The following is a 17563-nucleotide window of genomic DNA, read 5'->3' on the forward strand; positions in this document are numbered from 1 at the left end:
GTCGGGCCTCATCGCTGGCAAGCCAGCTCCCACAGGTTTCTTTGGTGTTCACAAAATTTGTGTTCACCATCAATCCCTGTGGGAGCTGGCTTGCCAGCGATGGGGCCAGACCAGACACAGCAAAATCAGTGAGACTCCCCAGCCTTCAGCCCTTGTGGCAATTTCTTGGTCAACAAAATCGCCAGCATGCTGATCCCCAGCGCAATCCCGACAAAGTGAAACGCATCGTTGTAAGCCATGATCGCTGCCTGCTGATGGACGATCTCACTTAACTTGCCCAGCGCTGCTGTATCACTGCCAAACCGATCGGTCATCGACGCCAATCGCTCCGCCACCTGCGGGTTGGTCGGCACCACCGCCTCACGCAGATAATCGAAGTAAGTCTTGGTGCGCGCATCCAGCAGCGTCGCCAGCAAAGCAATCCCGATCGCACCGCCGAGGTTACGCAGAATGTTGAACAGACTCGACGCGGACCCCGCGTCCTGCGGCAGGATGTATGCCGTGGCGATGAGCGAAATGGTCACCATGATCAACGGCTGCCCTAGTGCCCGAATAATCTGGATCTGGTTGAACTGCGGCCCGGCAAAATCCGGGTTGAGCACTCCTGACGAAAAACTCGCCAGCCCGAACAGTCCAAAGCCAATCGTGCACAGCCATTTCGGCGAGACAAACTTCATCAACTTCGGCACCAGCGGAATCAGAAACAGCTGCGGCACACCCATCCACATGATCACTTCGCCGATCTGCAGGGCGTTGTAGTTCTGGATCTGCGCCAGGTACAGCGGCAACAGATAGATCGAGCCGTACAACCCGACCCCCATGCCCAGGCTGGAAATACTCGATAAACCGAAGTTGCGATTACGCAGAATGCCGAGGTTGATCAGCGGATTGGGTTTGGAGATCTGCACGATCACAAAGGTGATCAGGCTCACCAGCGCAATGCTGCCCAGTGTCACGATCAGGCTTGATTCCAGCCAGTCCTTGCGATGGCCTTCTTCGAGAAAAACCTGCAAGCAGCCGAGACCGATACCCAGCGTGAGGATGCCGGTGTAGTCGGTGCTTTTCAGCAACTCCCAATGCGCCTCTTTCTTCTCCAGCCCGTACATCAGGCCGGCGATCATGATCAGCCCAGGCGGAATGTTGATATAGAAGATGTACTCCCACCCCCAGTTTTCCGTAAGCCAGCCGCCTAGCGTCGGGCCGATAGACGGGGCGAAGGTCGCTGTCATGGCGAACATCGCCATCCCTTTGGCGCGGTGGTGTTCGGGGAGTTTGATCAGGGTCAGGGTGAACGCCAACGGGATCAGCGCGCCGCCGGTAAAGCCCTGCATGGCACGAAAGACGATCATGCTCTCCAGGCTCCAGGCCATCGAGCACAGCAGCGAGGAAACCAGAAAGCCCAGCGACACCCACACCGCCAGACGTCGCGCCGACAGCAGCTGCACCAGCCACGCGGTCAGCGGGATCATGATGATTTCCGCGACCAGATACGACGTGGAAATCCACGAGCCTTCCTCCAGCGTCGCCGACAAGGCGCCCTGAATGTCTTTCAACGATGAGTTGGTGATCTGGATGTCGAGCACGGCCATAAAGGCGCCGAGCATCACGCTCATCACCGCAATCCAATCGCGCCGGGTCGGTTCACCGACCGGGCGGATCAGCGAATCACCGGCCATTGTCCGGGGCGTCTTTGATGTTCACGGTGGCGGTGACGGACATGCCCGGGCGGATTTTGCCGTGCAGCGGGTTGTCGGCCTTGAAGGTCAATTTCACCGGAATCCGCTGCACGACTTTGGTGAAGTTGCCAGTGGCGTTATCCGGTGGCAGCAGACTGAACTGCGCGCCCGACGCGGCGAACAGGCTGTCGACCCGCGCTTCGATCGGCGTGTCGCCATAGGCATCGAAGGTCAGCTCGGCTTTTTGGCCGGGCTGCATACGGCCGATCTGGGTTTCCTTGAAGTTGGCCTGCACCCAGATGTCTTCGTCGGGGACGATCGACAGCAAGTAAGCGCCGGCTTGCACCACTTGGCCGCTCCGGGCAGCGCGCTGGCCGACCAGGCCGCTGATCGGCGCGTGGATTTCGCTGCGGGTCAGGTTGAGTTCGGCTTGCGCGAGATCGGCGCGGGCGTTGGCGATCTGTGCGTCGAGGCGTTTGATTTCCGCGTTCAGGGCGTTGACCTGCTGGCGCTGGCCTTGCGCGTCGGCCTGTGCCTTGGCCACTTGTGAACGAGCAATGTGGGCGTCGGCGGAGAGGGTGGTCACACGTTCTTCGGAAACGTAACCGGGTTTGCGCAGGGTTTCTGCCCGCGACAAATCCATTTGCGAACGGCCGAGCGTCGCTTGGGTGGTCGCCACCTGCGCGTCGCTGGCGGCGATCAAGCTCGATTGCTGAGTCAGTTTGCTTTGTGCCTGCAGGCGTTCGGCTTCACGGGTGGCGAGGGCGGCATTGGCGCGGTCGATGGCCAAGCGGAAATCATTCGGTTCCAGGCGCACGAGCAATTGGCCTTTTTCCACGTGTTGATTGTCCTGCACCAGCACTTCATCGATGCGCGCGCTCAGTTGGCTCGACACGCGGGTGATTTCGCCCTGGACATAGGCGTTGTCGGTGCTTTCATAAAAGCGTCCCTTGAAAAACCAATGGGCGAAAAAGCCCCCGGCGATCAGCAGGACGAGCAACAGGAAAATCAACAGGCGACGCTTGAGTTGGGCAGGCATGGGCAAACTGTAGTCGAGGAATTGTAAGGAAAGTTATCAGCAGGCGAATCTGGCATACAGCCGATAAACGGTAAATGCCATCCGCTGATATTTGCCCATTCACCACGGCTTACGGGCGTTCCAGAGGCAAACTTGGCTTAAATGCCCTGCCCGCTGGAGCGGGGCGGGTGTCGCCTGTTACCATTCGCCGCTTGATTGTTTTGCTTTTCATTATTTTCGAGACATGCCATGACCACCGTCCGCACTCGCATCGCGCCATCGCCTACCGGGGATCCCCACGTAGGTACCGCTTACATCGCATTGTTCAACTACTGCTTTGCCAAGCAGCATGGCGGTGAGTTCATCCTGCGGATCGAAGACACCGACCAGTTGCGTTCGACCCGCGAGTCCGAACAGCAGATCTTCGATGCCCTGCGCTGGCTGGGTATCGACTGGAGCGAAGGCCCGGACGTTGGCGGCCCGCACGGTCCGTATCGGCAGAGCGAGCGCGGCGACATCTATCAGAAGTACTGCCAGCAACTGGTCGACATGGGCCATGCGTTCCCATGCTTCTGCACCGCTGAAGAACTCGATCAGATGCGCGCCGAGCAAATGGCTCGCGGCGAAACCCCACGCTACGACGGCCGCGCGCTGCTGTTGTCGAAAGAAGAAGTCGCCGCCCGTCTGGCTGCCGGCGAACCGCACGTAATCCGCATGAAAGTGCCGAGCGAAGGCGTTTGCGTGGTGCCGGACATGCTCCGTGGTGATGTCGAGATCCCGTGGGATCGCATGGACATGCAAGTGCTGATGAAGACCGACGGTCTGCCGACGTACTTCCTCGCCAACGTTGTCGACGACCATTTGATGGGCATCACCCACGTCCTGCGTGGCGAAGAGTGGCTGCCATCGGCGCCAAAACTGATTCTGCTGTACGAATACTTCGGATGGGAACAACCGGAGCTGTGCTACATGCCGCTGCTGCGTAACCCGGACAAGAGCAAGCTGTCCAAGCGCAAGAACCCTACCTCCGTGACGTTCTACGAGCGCATGGGTTTCATGCCGGAAGCGATGCTCAACTACCTCGGTCGCATGGGCTGGTCGATGCCTGACGAGCGCGAGAAGTTCTCGCTGCAGGAAATGGTCGACAACTTCGACCTCAAGCGTGTCTCGCTGGGCGGGCCGATTTTCGACATCGAGAAACTGTCGTGGCTCAACGGCCAGTGGTTGCGTGATCTGCCGGTGGAAGAGTTCGCCAGCCGCTTGCAGACCTGGGCGCTGAACCCGGAATACATGATGAAGATCGCGCCGCTGGTGCAGGGCCGCGTTGAAACCTTTAGCCAGGTGGCACCGCTGGGCGGGTTCTTCTTCGCCGGCGGCGTTAACCCGGATGCCAAGCTGTTCGAATCGAAAAAGCTCTCGGGCGATCAGGTTCGGCAGTTGATGCAGTTGATCCTGTGGAAGCTGGAAAGCCTGCGTCAGTGGGAGAAGGACAACATCACCGCGACGATTCAGGCTGTGGTCGAATCGCTGGAGTTGAAACTGCGCGATGCGATGCCATTGATGTTTGCCGCGATCACCGGTCAGTCGAGTTCGGTGTCGGTGCTCGATGCCATGGAAATCATTGGCCCGGACCTGACCCGTTATCGTCTGCGTCAGGCGATCGACCTGCTGGGCGGCGTGTCGAAGAAAGAAAACAAAGAGTGGGAAAAGCTGCTGGGCGCGATCGTCTGATTGCTTTTGTTTCTCTGTAGGAGCTGCCGAAGGCTGCGATCTTTTGATCCTGCCTTCGGCGCTTCTCCCGAATTTACGGGGGGAGGGCGGTAAGTGATTGTTATGCCGACGAAAAACTTTGAAAAATTTCAAAAATAAGTTTGACAGGCTTTTCATACACCCTTAAGATTCGCCCCGTCCTCAGCGATGACATCAACGATGAGGGGCTATAGCTCAGCTGGGAGAGCGCCTGCATGGCATGCAGGAGGTCAACGGTTCGATCCCGTTTAGCTCCACCAATTTACACTTCGAAGCCTGGCCACACCGGCTCCGAAGCGATCAACACTCAGCGTTGATCAGTTGTATAGAAGGGTTTGCGTCCCCTTCGTCTAGTGGCCTAGGACACCGCCCTTTCACGGCGGTAACAGGGGTTCGAGTCCCCTAGGGGACGCCAGTTTTACAGAAGTGATGTTGCAAGATGTCACTCCGCCGCGAGGCGAAAAATCCGGGGCTTTAGCTCAGCTGGGAGAGCGCCTGCATGGCATGCAGGAGGTCAGCGGTTCGATCCCGCTAAGCTCCACCAATTTACACGTTCAAGGTCTGGCCACACCGGCCTTGAATCGATCAGATCTCAGCACTGATCAGTTGTATAGAAGGTTTGTGTCCCCTTCGTCTAGTGGCCTAGGACACCGCCCTTTCACGGCGGTAACAGGGGTTCGAGTCCCCTAGGGGACGCCACGATTACCCGCTCTGCGGGATTTTATAAGGGTCATTCAATTATTGAATGGCCCTTTTGTTTGTCTGGCATTTGGCCAATTCTCCTTTTTCCTTACACTGTGCTTCAGACCAGCGGTCATATCCTTGACTTGCAGAATATTATTATGCGAATAATATTCTAGTCGTAATATTCGGAGGCAACGATGAACGATAAAAAAGCTCAAACCCGCGAACGCATCCTCAAGGCTGCCAGCGCCGCACTGATCCAGCGTGGTCCGGCTGACCCGAGCGTGGGCGAAGTGATGGGCGCAGCCGGCCTGACGGTTGGCGGCTTCTATGCACACTTCGAAAGCAAGGACGCGATGATGCTCGAAGCGTTCAAGCAGTTGCTTGGCCGTCGTCGCGACCTGATTGCCGACATGGACACCGAACTGACCGGCGAAGAGCGCCGCGCTCTGGTCGCTGCGTTCTACCTGTCGCGCAAACACCGTGACTCCAGTGAGGCGGCATGCCCGATTCCGGCTTCTATCGGCGAATTGGGTCGTTTGCCTGAATCCTTCCGCATCGCGCTGAACGAACACCTGGAGTTGATGATTGCGCAGTTGGCGTCCAGCCCCGAGGACACCGACAAAGCCCTGGCCGACGTGGCCTTGATGGTGGGTGGTCTGGCCCTCGCAAGAGCGCTCGGCCCGGGAGATTTATCTGATCGATTGCTGCGCGCTGCCAAGTCGGCGGTGCGTTGACCTGAAGGCAACACGCCTGAGGAGAGAGCGATGAACACGTTGAAGTGGGTTCGTGGCGTTAATGGCACCTTGGGCTGGATTGCACCGCAACGGGTGGCGAGCAAAATGCGTCTGGCGTTCATGACGCCACGGTCGCTGCCGCTAAGGGATTGGGAGTTGCCGCTGCTGGCCAGCTCCGAACGCATCACTTTGCGCTTTGGCCTTTCGGCGCTGCGCTGGGGCCAAGGCCCGACCGTGCTGCTGATGCACGGCTGGGAAGGGCGGCCAACCCAGTTCGCCGCGCTGATCACCGCGCTGGTCGACGCCGGTTATACCGTCGTCGCGCTCGATGGTCCGGCCCACGGGCGTTCGCCCGGGCGTGAAGCCAATGTCGTATTGTTCGCTCGGGCGATGCTCGAAGCGGCAGCCGAGCTGCCGCCGCTGCAAGCGGTTATCGGTCATTCCATGGGCGGCGCCAGCGCGATGCTCGCCGTACAACTGGGACTGCGCACCGAAACCCTCGTCAGCATTGCCGCGCCTGCGCGAATTCTCGGTGTACTGCGCGGTTTTGCCCGCTACGTCGGCATGCCGCCCCGAGCCCGTTCCGCTTTCATCCGTCAGGTCGAGCAAGACGTCGGTATGCGCGCCGCCACGCTCGACGTTGCCCATTATCAACTGGATATGCCCGGCCTGATCGTGCATGCCGAGGACGACAACTTCGTCTCGGTCAAGGAATCGCAACTGATCCACGAATCCTGGTTCGACAGCCGCCTGTTGCGCCTTGAGGGCGGCGGTCATCAACGCGTGCTGGCTGACCCGCGTGTGGTTGATGGCGTGTTATCACTGCTGGCCGGCCGCAGTCTTCAGGCGCGCCAATCGGCCTGAGCTCCGTTACACTGCCCCGGTTGAATACATTGACCGGGAGTGGGGCATGGGCTGGGATCGGGCAACGCCGTTTACCATTGATCTGCAAGTAGGCGCCGAAGACATCGACGGGCTGGGCCACGCGAATAACGCGGTCTACGTGACCTGGCTCGAACGTTGCGCCTGGCGCCACTCGCAGCGTCTGGGCCTGGATCTGGTCGAATATCGGCGACTGGATCGGGCGATGGCGGTAGTGCGTCATGAGATCGATTATCTCGCCGCCGCCTATGAAGGCGACGAACTGCAATTGGCGACGTGGATCGTCGATTGGGATCAGCGCCTGAAAATGACCCGGCATTTTCAGCTCAAGCGCCCGAGTGACAACACCACGCTGTTGCGCGCGCAGACCACTTTCGTCTGTATTGAGCTGTCCACGGGCAAGCCCAAGCGCATGCCGGCTGAGTTTATCGAAGGCTATGGCCCGGCGATCCAGCTCTCAGAGCCTGCGCAAATCTGAAATGTGGGAGCGAGCCTGCTCGCGAATACAGACTGTCAGTTGAAAAATACAGACCTGACACACCGCTTTCGCGAGCAGGCTCGCTCCCACAGGGATCTGCGGTTTTTCTCGATATCCAGTAAACTGCCGCACGTTTTTCTTCAAGTAGTGTTTTCCCATGCAAATTGCTCTGGCGCCCATGGAGGGGTTGGTCGACGACATCCTCCGCGACGTGCTGACCCGCGTTGGCGGCATCGACTGGTGCGTGACCGAATTCATTCGGGTCAACGACCAGTTGCTCACGCCGGCCTATTTCCACAAGTTCGGCCCGGAACTGCTCAACGGCGCCCGCACCGCCTCCGGTGTGCCATTGCGCGTGCAATTGCTCGGTTCCGACCCGGTGTGCCTGGCGGAAAACGCTGCGTTGGCCTGCGAACTCGGCTCCGAAGTGATCGACCTCAACTTCGGCTGCCCGGCCAAGACGGTGAATAAATCCCGTGGCGGCGCCGTGCTGCTCAAAGAGCCGGAACTGCTCAACCAGATCGTCGAGCACGTGCGCCGTGCCGTACCTGCGCACATTCCTGTCACCGCAAAAATGCGCCTCGGTTTCGACAGTCCGGACGGTTCGCTGGTCTGCGCCACGGCGTTGGCCGAAGGCGGCGCCGAGCACATCGTGGTTCACGCCCGAACCAAGATGGACGGCTACAAACCGCCAGCACACTGGGAGTGGATCCCGCGCGTGCAGGACGTGGTCAAGGTCCCTGTGTTCGCCAACGGCGATATCTGGAGTGTTGAAGACTGGCGGCGTTGCCGCGAAATCAGTGGCGTCGAAGACATCATGCTCGGTCGCGGTCTGGTGTCGCGCCCGGATCTGGCCAGGCAGATCGCCGCCGCTCGTGCCGGTGAGGAAGTCGTCGAGATGACCTGGGCCGAGCTGATGCCGCTGATTCAGGACTTCTGGCTGCAAGCCAAAGCGCAGATGACTGCGCGCCAATCGCCGGGCCGTTTGAAGCAATGGCTGGCCATGCTGACGCGCAATTATCCCGAGGCCACCGAGCTGTTCACCGTCCTGCGCCGTGAGACCGAACCGGATCATGTCTCGCGTTTGCTCGGTCTGCCGGTCGCCGAAGCGGCCTGAAAAAAATCTGCAAATAGTCTCTTGAAATCATTTCAGCGGTCCCTATCTAAGGGGTACGCGATGCCGAATTCGGGTCGCGGAGTCAAAAAACCTTGCTGATTGTTTTCAGGAGATTTGAACCATGAGTACTGCATTTTCCCTCGCGCCACTGTTCCGTTCCTCGGTAGGTTTCGACCGTTTCAACGACCTGTTCGAAACTGCCCTGCGCAACGAGCCAGGCAGCAGCTACCCACCTTACAACGTCGAAAAGCACGGTGATGACCAGTACCGTATCGTCGTTGCCGCCGCCGGTTTCCAGGAAGATGACCTGGAGCTGCAAGTCGAAAAAGGTGTACTGACCATCAGTGGCGGCAAGCGTGATGCCAACGAAGGCGTGACCTTCCTGCACCAGGGTATCGCCCAGCGTGCGTTCAAGCTGTCCTTCCGTCTGGCCGATCACATCGAGATCAAGGCCGCAGATCTGAAAAACGGTCTGCTGAGCATCGACCTGTTGCGTGTGATCCCGGAAGAAGCGAAAGCCAAACGCATCCCGATCAATGGGGTGCAGAAGCCGGCGTTGCAGCACTGAGTCATGTGCCGCAACACAATCGTCTGAACAGACGATGAGCCGCTGAATGAAGGCCCCGATACGTCGGGGCCTTTTTTGTGCGCGCAATAAAACCGTTGTTCGGCTTTGCCGCTGGCGGCGGTTTCTCTACAATCCGCGGCAGTTTTGCCGACCCCCATTCCTCACCGGTCGGCCTGGAGCCTTTTTTCATGGACGAGATTCAACAGCGCTGGCTGTGCGCCCTGTCTGCGCCAATGGCGGCGATCAATACCGGCGCCAGCTACGACGACCCGGCCTTCTGCAACGATCGCTACATCGATCTGCAGGACAGTTGGGGTATCGATGATCGTGGGCAACTGTTCGACATGCTCGAACGGATGACCGACGACGGCCATGCCAAACACCTCAGCGCGGCCTATCTGGCGTGGCAGCGTTGTCTGCCGACTGAATGGCAGGCCTTGCTTGAAGATCTCTCCCCCCGTGAACGGGTCCTGCATGAGTTTGCCAGCCGCACGTTCGGCAGTTGCGGGCCGGGCGGGATATTGTCCTGGGACTATGGCCGCATGGGCTTTCTCTTGCGTTGCGCGGTGCGCAATCAGTGGATCGACCTGGACGAAAGCAATTGGCTGCACAGCCGTTTGGCCCTCAGAGCGCAATTTCACTACGGTAGCTGGATGGCTTACTTCGATGGCTTTGTGGTGGGTCGGACCTTTTGGTCGTGCCTGAGCGCCAGCGACGATGAGCTTACGCGCGAACTCGATCGACAAGGCGCCAGCGCCCTTAACGTGCGGATTGCCCGTGGGCTTGCGGAGAACATTCCTCAGTTTCTGGCTGATTTGCCATGGCACATGGAGATTGATCTACCGCCGCGCCCGGCATCGCTCAAGGAGTTCGACTGGTCATGAGTTGCTGGATCCGCCTAGGCATCGAGCCTACTAACGACGAAACCCTGATTCGCAATGCTTACCGCGCACGTTTGCCAGCGCATCACCCGGAGACCGACCCGCAAGGCTTCCAGGCGCTGCGCGCGGCCTACGAAAACGCCCTGCGTCTGGCGCGTGAGGAAGAGGAAGAAGAGTCCGAGGACGAGTACGAATTTCAAGCCTCAGAACAGACTGTCGTCGAGGTCCCTCCAGTGTTCGGCGATTTTTGCGAGCTGCTGGATGATCCCGCGCGCCGGTTCAATTTCGCCGCGTGGCAGGCCTTTGTTCGAGGGCTGGATGAGCTGTCGCTGGACGTGCTCGATGAACTCAGCTGGCCGCTGTACCACCGGATGGCCGACGCCGGTCCGTTGTCGTACCGCTGCGCGAATCTGTTGGCCAAGCGTATGGCCTGGGATCAACAGTTGCTGGATCTGGGCTTCGACGACGCGCATCAGGTGGGCTTCTTTCTCCAGCGAATCGAAACGCCGGATCCGTTCGATACGGATCTGATGAGCGCATGGTCAGAGGCCGCCCAGACTGAATCGCTGTGGTACGCCCGTAGCCTCGACTTCATCTTCAACCAGCGTCCACTCCATGAGTTCGCCGACTTCGCCAGTCAGCACACGTGCCTGCCATTGCCGAATGATGCCGCGTTCCTCAAGCGGCTGCTGGTGCAGTTCACTCAGGCAGGCATCGGCGTGCCGACATTTTTGCAGGACTGCGTCGAGCAGCAGCTTGCAGCACCGGATGATGTCGACTGGCTTTACCTGTTGGCCTGTCAGAGCAGTCTGCTCGGGCGGGACGATCAGGCATTGCCGTGCTGGATCCGGCTGTGGAACGAGCATCGCCATCCGATGGCTGAAAGTCGTTTGCTGGAAATGTGCGCCAAGCGCCAGCCGACTTTTCTGCCGCTATTGATTCAGGCATTCGATCGCCTGCAGGGTGTTTTTGACTGGCCAGAGGATCTTGGCGATGACGCCCAAGTGTATGGCTGTCCGTCACAACATCCCGAGACGCTGAACCGCTGGCTGGGTGTCGGGCGGTTAAAGCTTGAGAGCCTTGCGCAAAGCTTTGTCGACTGGCGCATGAGCGGTGATGAGCTGCCATTGCTCGCGCAATTGCTGGGCGAAAATGCCGACAGCCGATTACTGCATCTGTATCGCCACGCCTGGGCGCTGCATCGCGGTGATACAGCGTTGTTGCAGCAGATTGTGGATGCACCGCAGCCGATCGATGCCCTCGAAAGCCTGGTGATGAGCGGGTTCAAATATCAGGCTGAGCAACACCTGCGCTGGCTGGGCGAGGCACCGATTGCGCTGGCCATGAGTGCTTTCAGCGAAGCGGATTCAGGTGCACGGCCATTGGCGCAGGTGCTGACCGACGGCGAGCCGCACAAGGTCTGTCGGCTGTGGCTGCGTCGCTTGCGGCCTTACGACGACGCTGCGCTGGAACGACTGGCAGACGCGTTCAAGCTGGCTGCGGTCAAGGACGACTGCGACTTGTCCGAACTCGATTTGATTCTGCAGTTGAGCCGGCGCGGGATTCAGTTGCCACCGGTCGGGCTGGGTGAGGCCACCTGGGAGTGGCACGCTCAGACCCTGTTTTTGCTGGCGTTACTGGAGCAACCCGAGCGCTGGTTGCAATTGATTGACACGCAGTGCCTTGAGCGCCTGCCATTCAATCCGGCTCATCCTTTGAGTCGACTGCAGCCACTGCTGCGGCGCTTGCTGCGCGAGCAAGGCAATTGCAACGGTTTGCTCGGATGGCTGCAAGGCAATGATCCGGTGCACGGTTTGTTGGTGCAGCAATTGTTCAGCGTACAGCAGGCACTCGACAGCGTGCGGTTGCCTGCCAATACCCTGCTTTACACCTGCCTCGAAAGTGATCGAGCGGCATGTGGCGACGATTTGCTGGGGTTGATGATGTTCTGGGGCGTGCTCTATCACGACCCGAGCCTGAGTGCCGAACAGCATCGCGCATTGCTGCAGTCGATCGCTGCGATCAGCTGTGAGGACGATTGGTTCGAAGGCTTTCGCGACGGTTTGATCAAAGGCGAACCGGTGTGGCCGCCGCGCAAAGTGCTGACGGATTTTGGTGTCGACAAACTGCTGGCGTACGAGGCGCTGGACGCGCTCAAGGGCCTGATTCGTTATGGCACTGCTGGCGTGCCGAAAACCCGGGTTCTGCGGCAGTTGCAACAGGGTAAGGACGATGTGCACAACGGCGTCGGACTGCGCCTGGCCTTGTGCGCGTTGCTGTCCTGGTCGGAGCGTTTGCTGCTGGCGAAAAGCAATGTGCAGCCGGTACCGGCGACAGCGATCTGGCGTCTCGGTTCGCGGTTGGGGCGCAAGGCTTTTATCGCTCAGGTCTTGGGGTGTTTGGTGATTGCGCCAGTGGCAGGGTTGATCAGTGGCACCACGGGCGCAGGCATTCTTATCCTGCTATTGGGCGTGCTGCTGGTGTTCGGCGCCATTCTGCGTCGATTGCACGACATGGGCAGAGGCATTCCGACGTTGCTGATCTTCATGGCGCTGACGCCGTTTTTGCCATTCCTGCCGTTGGTGTTGTTCGGGCTTGCCGGTGACAAGTTGCCCAACCGCTATGGTGTTCCGCCGGACAGCGGCGATACCGAGATGCTGTCCGGCGGCCTGCAGGCTGCATTGCGGCGACTCAACGGCTAGAGGTGCAGTTGATCCAGCGCCTTGTTCAGCTCTGAGCGATGGCTGGCAATCTCCGAGGGTTGCTGGCCGCCGAGCACGGTAGTGAAGTTGTGCAGCCATTCGGCAATGTGCTCACGCTGCGTGCCGAGGCTCTGCATCCATGCCCGCTCCAGACGAGCCAGCAACGTGCGGTTGGGCAGTGCATCGCGTGGATGGACCTTCAGCGTCGACAGCCGGTTATGACTGTCTCGGCGCGCTTGCTCATCCAGACCCGTGGGGCTGCGGTCGATGCTGTGACTGTGGCGCTCGCCGGTTTCGAGCAGGGTAACGTCCACCTCGAGCAAACCGTTGATGTCATAACTGAAGCGTACATCCAGCGCCTGGATGTGCGCGGTGGGCGTCAAGGTGACATCGAAAGCATCAATAAGAATGTTGTCGCACACCCACGGCCGCTCACCCTGATAGACCGCAATGCGCAGCAGCGCCTGCTGAGGATGGGTGGTGTAATAGCGTTCCACCCGTGACGTCGGGATGATGGTGTTGCGTTCGATGATCGGAGAAAACGCTCCGTCGATGTCTTTGCCACGGATGGTCTCGATGCCCAGCGTGTACGGGCAGACATCCGTCAGAATCAACTCTTCAACTGCCCCGTCGCGCGCCTTGCACGCCGCTTGCGTCGCCGCCCCCAACGCAACAATGGTATCCGGATCAAGATGCCGGTAAGGCAGGCGCCCGAACAGCGTCGCGACCATTTGCTGCACCGCCGGCATGCGCGTGGCGCCGCCGACCAGCACCAGGCTGTCGAGGTCGCGGGGCTTGAGTCGGGCATCGCGCAGGGCTTGCTCGATCGGCGCACGCAGACGGGTGAGCAATGGCTCCCAGATTTTCACCGCAGCCGCTTCGTCCAGCGACCATTCGAACGTCGTGTCAGCGTGGCGCCAGCTCAGTGGTTGAAGCCCTTCACCGAGTTTGCATTTGAGCTGTTCCAGCGCATCACCGAGGCTGGCCATGCCTTGCGCATCGACCATGGCCGGGGTCAGCTGCCAGTGTTTCAGGCAGGCCTGCAACAGCGCTGCCGTGAAGTCTTCACCGCCGAGAAAGTTGTCGCCGGTGGAGGCGTGCACTTCGATCAGCGGCAGAGCGTATTCCAGCACCGTGACGTCGAACGTACCGCCGCCGAGATCGAAGATCAGCGTGCGTTCGAACTTCTGTTCATGCAGCCCGTAAGCCATGGCGGCGGCCGTCGGTTCGTTGATCAGGCGCGTCACCGAGAGCCCGGCCAGTTCGGCGGCAAACAGCGTGCGTTTGCGTTGCTCGTCACTGAAATACGCCGGGACAGATATCACCGCTTCCGAAACGGTGTGGCCGAGAAAGGCTTCGGCGTCCTGCTTGAGCGAGCCGAGGACCAGCGCCGACAACTCTTCCGGGCTGAACTGACGTGTGCCGAGCTGGACTTGTTTATCGCTGCCCATGAAACGCTTGAACGCCGCAGCGGTTCGCTCCGGGTGCGTGGTCAGGCGGGCGCGGGCGGCTTTGCCGACAAGAATCGTGTCGTCTTCATCGAGGCTGACTACCGATGGCGTCAGCACATCGCCCAGAGCGTTGGGAATCAGTCGGGCCTGACCGTCCTGCCAGACGGCGATAAGACTGTTGGTGGTGCCAAGGTCGATGCCCAGCAGAGCCGGGCGGGGGAGGGATGCATCCTGCATGACAGATCTCGAAACGGCGCAAAAAACGCGACCCTACAGGTTGCCGCAGAGCGTGGCAATTGCGCTTCTGTTGCAACGTGCCGGTTATGGCAGAAGCTTTTTCAGATCCTCCAGCGCAACCGGACGACTGTGCAGATAGCCCTGATACAAATGGCAGCCCAAACCTTGCAGGAACGCCAGTTGTTCCGGGGTTTCGACGCCCTCGGCAATCACCTCCAGCTCGAGGCTGCGCGCCATGGCAACAATCGCGCGGATGATCTCGGCATCGTTCGGATCGGTCGTCGCATCGCGGATAAACGATTGATCGATTTTCAGCGTGTCCACCGGCAGACGCTTGAGGTAAGTCAGCGACGAATAACCGGTGCCGAAGTCATCCATGGCGAAGCTCACGCCGAGTTTTTTCAGGCGGCGCATTTTGCTGATGGTATCTTCCAGATTCTGGATCACGATGCCTTCGGTGATTTCCAGTTTCAGCAACGAACAGGGCAGGCCATGGCTGCTCATGCTGTGTTCGATGCGCTCGACGAAGTCGTTCTGGCGGAACTGCCGTGGGCTGATATTCACGCACAGGCTGAAATTCAGCGGGTCGACCCGTTTCAGTGCGATCAGTTGTTTGAAGGCATTGCAGGCTTCGTCGAGGATCCAGGTGCCGACTTCGAGAATCAGGCCGCTGTCCTCCAGTACTTTGATGAACTCGGTAGGCGACTGCGCGCCCAGTTCCGGGTGATTCCAGCGCACCAGCGCTTCGGCGCCGATGATGCGATTGTCGCGGGCATCGACCTGCGGCTGAAAATGCACGTTGAACTCACCGCGCGACAGCGCCAGGCGCAGGTCGGTCTCCATGCGCAACCGTTCGCTGGCCGCTTTCTGCATGGTGTTGTGGTACATCTGCGTGGTGTTGCGCCCGGAATCCTTGGCCCGGTACAGGGCGATGTCGGCGCGTTTGAGCAGATCGGTCGGCGTCGAGCCGTGATCGGGGATCAGCGCCACGCCGATACTCGGCGTCACTTGCAGGCGCTGGCCGTCGAGGAACATCGGTTCCGAGAGCAATTCGCGCAGAGTGTCGGCCAGATTGCGCACTTGTGCGCTGACTTCGTTGCGCGAGCCTTCAAGGCCGCTGAGCAGCACGACAAACTCATCACCACCCAGACGTGCGACGGTATCTTCCATGCGCACACTCGCTTCGAGCCGCGCGGTGATGATCTTCAGCACCGTGTCGCCGACCGGATGGCCGAGGGAGTCATTGATGTGCTTGAAGTGATCGAGATCGAGAAACAGCAACGCGCCGCGCAGGTTGTGGCGCTTGAGCAGGGCGATCTGCTGGCTCAGGCGATCCATCAGCAAGGCGCGGTTGGGCAGGTTGGTCAATGGGTCGTGGTAGGCCAGATGGCGAATCTGCGCTTCGGCGTTTTTCAACAGGCTGACGTCCCGCGCCGTCAGCAGCAGGCACGCGGTTTCATTGAGAGTGATCGGCTCGACCGAGACTTCCACTGTCAGCATCTCTCCGCGCTTGTTGCGCCCGAGCATTTCCTGATGGTGCACGCGGCCCTTGATCTGCAGCTCGGCCAGTAGCGCCGAACGTTGTTTTTCCTCGGCCCAGATACCGACCTGATACACGGTTTTACCCACCACTTCGTCGGCGCGATAGCCAGTCAGGCGGCAGAAACCGTCGTTAACCTCCAGGTAGCGCCCAGTGTCGCGCTCGGTGATGGTGATTGCGTCGGGGCTGGAGTGGAATGCTTTGGCGAATTTCTCCTCGCTGGCCTTGAGCGCCGCTTCCGAACGCTGCTGCTGGGTAATGTCGCGCAGGGTGGTAACGATGCACGGCTGGTCGCCGACGCTGATCTGCCGGCTGGAAATCACACAGGTCAGCGACTGGCCGTCATTGTGCTGGACGATGATCGCGACGTTGCTCAAACCTTGTTCGCGAATCACCCGTTCAATGCGTTGCAGGCTTTTCGCCGAGGCGTCCCACAGGCCGATTTCTTCGGCGGTGTGGCCGATGACGTCGGCGGCGCTCCAGCCGAAAGTCTGGGTAAAGCTGTTATTGATTTCGATGAACTCGCCACTGTCCTGGCGAGTCACGCAGATCGGGTCGGGGCTGACCTGGAACAGCGTGGCGAATTTCTCTTCCGAGGCCACCAGCCGCTGTTCACGTTCGACCTGATCGGTGATGTCGAGCAAGGTGCCCGCCATACGCAGCGGCGCGCCATTGTCGTCCCGGTAAAGGCGGGCGCGGCTTTCCAGATAACGCGAGCTACCGTCCGGCAATTGCACGCGATAGGTCAGTTGATAGTTGCCCGCCGGGCCTTCGCGCAGGCTGCGGTAGGCATCGCGCATGCTGTCGCGCTCTTCGCCGGGCACGCCCTCGAAAAACTCATCGAATGATTCATGAAATGGTTTGGGTTCCAGGCCGTGCAATTGCGCCGCCCGGGCGGAGCCGTAGAGCATGCCGCTGGGGATGTGCCAGTCCCAGGTGCCGAGTTGCGCCGAGTCCAGCGCCAGATCGAGGCGTTCCTGGCTATCCTTCAAGGCGTGTTCGGCAGCTTTGCGTTCAGTGGTGTCGAGGAAGGTGCTGAGCAGATACGGCTGACCTTCAAGTTCGACTTTCTGCGCACTGAGAATGCCGTCGTGAATCTGCCCGTTACTGGCGCGAAACTGCACCTCCATGCTGATCAATTCGCCCTTGGTGTTGGTTTTCTTGACCAGTTCGGCGCGTTGCTCCGGATGCACCCACAAACCCAGCTCCAGGGTAGTGCGGCCGATGGCGCTCTGCACTGGCCAGCCGAACAGGCTTTCGAAATACTGGTTGGCCTCACTGATCAGGCCGTCTTCCTGGCGGGTCAGCAGAACCATGTTCGGGCATAGGTGAAAAAGTGTCGCGAAACGTTTCTCCGAACTGCTCAGGGCCTGTTCGCGTTGGCGCTGGTGGGTGATTTCACGAATCACCCCGATCATTCGGGGGCGGCCGTTTTTATCCGGCAGCAGGCTGCCGCTGATCTCCAGCCAGTGCAGGCTGCCGTCAGGCCAGCGGATGCGGTGGTGCATCGCTTGTTCCAGCGGCGCCCCGGCAATCACCGCGTGGAAAGCGCGGACGGTTTTCGCCCGGTCTTCGGGCGGCAGCAGGTCGAGGTATTCCAGATCTTCGGGCAGCGGTTGCCGAGGATCGAAGCCGAACAAGGCCTGGGTGCCGCGTGACCAACTGATCTGCCCGCGCTCGATGTCCCAATACCAGGCGCCGAGCCGTGCACCGTTGAGTGCAGCCAATAATTGCGGCGCACTCTCCCAGCTCTGCTCGGAATGACGCGGGTCAATCGCCTGGATACGCGGCATCGGCGGAATTCGGTCAACAGATTTCGGCATTGTGGACAGGCCTTGAGCTG

At 59.9% G+C, this 17563-nt stretch carries 12 protein-coding genes and 4 tRNA genes; 12 read left to right on the forward strand and 4 right to left on the reverse strand.

Going from position 1 to position 17563, the window contains the following annotated elements; all coding sequences use genetic code 11:
• Nucleotides 1-125 precede the first annotated feature (125 nt).
• Together ACZ0A4_RS04765 and ACZ0A4_RS04770 are read right to left on the reverse strand one after the other, a co-directional pair.
• Entirely contained in the window at nucleotides 126-1676 is a 1551-nt protein-coding gene (locus tag ACZ0A4_RS04765) for an MDR family MFS transporter (RefSeq protein ID WP_016983543.1), read from the reverse strand.
• A complete protein-coding gene (locus tag ACZ0A4_RS04770) occupies nucleotides 1666-2715 on the reverse strand; it encodes an HlyD family secretion protein (protein WP_141129440.1) in 1050 nt (349 codons plus the stop codon). The genes ACZ0A4_RS04765 and ACZ0A4_RS04770 overlap by 11 nt, the downstream gene beginning before the upstream one ends.
• Before the next feature lie 228 nt (nucleotides 2716-2943).
• Here ACZ0A4_RS04770 and gltX point away from each other — a divergent pair, with 228 nt between their 5' ends.
• From gltX to ACZ0A4_RS04830, 12 genes are all read left to right on the forward strand, one after another.
• A complete protein-coding gene (gltX, locus tag ACZ0A4_RS04775) occupies nucleotides 2944-4425 on the forward strand; it encodes a glutamate--tRNA ligase (RefSeq protein ID WP_463573333.1) in 1482 nt (493 codons plus the stop codon).
• Nucleotides 4426-4627: 202 nt separating this feature from the next.
• Nucleotides 4628-4703, forward strand: a tRNA-Ala gene (locus ACZ0A4_RS04780).
• Nucleotides 4704-4782: 79 nt separating this feature from the next.
• A tRNA-Glu gene (locus ACZ0A4_RS04785) sits at nucleotides 4783-4858 on the forward strand.
• A gap of 53 nt (nucleotides 4859-4911) precedes the next feature.
• Nucleotides 4912-4987: transfer RNA gene (locus ACZ0A4_RS04790), tRNA-Ala, on the forward strand.
• A gap of 79 nt (nucleotides 4988-5066) precedes the next feature.
• A tRNA-Glu gene (locus ACZ0A4_RS04795) sits at nucleotides 5067-5142 on the forward strand.
• 182 nt (nucleotides 5143-5324) lie between these two features.
• A complete protein-coding gene (locus tag ACZ0A4_RS04800) occupies nucleotides 5325-5864 on the forward strand; it encodes a TetR/AcrR family transcriptional regulator (RefSeq protein ID WP_201227177.1) in 540 nt (179 codons plus the stop codon).
• A gap of 30 nt (nucleotides 5865-5894) precedes the next feature.
• Complete coding sequence (locus ACZ0A4_RS04805) at nucleotides 5895-6728, forward strand: alpha/beta fold hydrolase (RefSeq protein ID WP_007913423.1); 834 nt, start codon at nucleotides 5895-5897, stop codon at nucleotides 6726-6728.
• A 46-nt stretch (nucleotides 6729-6774) separates the two neighbouring features.
• On the forward strand, nucleotides 6775-7224 hold the full coding sequence (locus tag ACZ0A4_RS04810; protein WP_463573335.1) for an acyl-CoA thioesterase: 450 nt from the start codon (nucleotides 6775-6777) through the stop codon (nucleotides 7222-7224).
• A gap of 157 nt (nucleotides 7225-7381) precedes the next feature.
• Nucleotides 7382-8341 carry a tRNA dihydrouridine synthase gene (locus tag ACZ0A4_RS04815; protein WP_007913426.1) on the forward strand — a complete coding sequence of 320 codons (960 nt, stop codon included), beginning with the start codon at nucleotides 7382-7384 and terminating at the stop codon, nucleotides 8339-8341.
• 121 nt (nucleotides 8342-8462) lie between these two features.
• Nucleotides 8463-8909, forward strand: coding sequence for an Hsp20 family protein (locus ACZ0A4_RS04820; protein WP_141129444.1), 447 nt, complete (start codon nucleotides 8463-8465; stop codon nucleotides 8907-8909).
• A 188-nt stretch (nucleotides 8910-9097) separates the two neighbouring features.
• On the forward strand, nucleotides 9098-9793 hold the full coding sequence (locus ACZ0A4_RS04825; protein WP_463573338.1) for a DUF1266 domain-containing protein: 696 nt from the start codon (nucleotides 9098-9100) through the stop codon (nucleotides 9791-9793).
• Nucleotides 9790-12492: a DUF805 domain-containing protein gene (locus tag ACZ0A4_RS04830; RefSeq protein WP_463573339.1), complete on the forward strand. Its 2703-nt coding sequence runs from the start codon at nucleotides 9790-9792 to the stop codon at nucleotides 12490-12492. The genes ACZ0A4_RS04825 and ACZ0A4_RS04830 overlap by 4 nt, the downstream gene beginning before the upstream one ends.
• Here the strand turns inward: ACZ0A4_RS04830 and ACZ0A4_RS04835 are convergent.
• Together ACZ0A4_RS04835 and ACZ0A4_RS04840 are read right to left on the reverse strand one after the other, a co-directional pair.
• Nucleotides 12489-14180: an Hsp70 family protein gene (locus ACZ0A4_RS04835; protein ID WP_463573340.1), complete on the reverse strand. Its 1692-nt coding sequence runs from the start codon at nucleotides 14178-14180 to the stop codon at nucleotides 12489-12491. The two genes, ACZ0A4_RS04830 and ACZ0A4_RS04835, sit on opposite strands and share 4 nt — an antisense overlap.
• Before the next feature lie 84 nt (nucleotides 14181-14264).
• A complete protein-coding gene (locus tag ACZ0A4_RS04840) occupies nucleotides 14265-17543 on the reverse strand; it encodes a PAS domain S-box protein (protein ID WP_463573342.1) in 3279 nt (1092 codons plus the stop codon).
• Nucleotides 17544-17563: the final 20 nt, after the last annotated feature.

This window comes from Pseudomonas sp. AC172 (genome assembly GCF_979258595.1).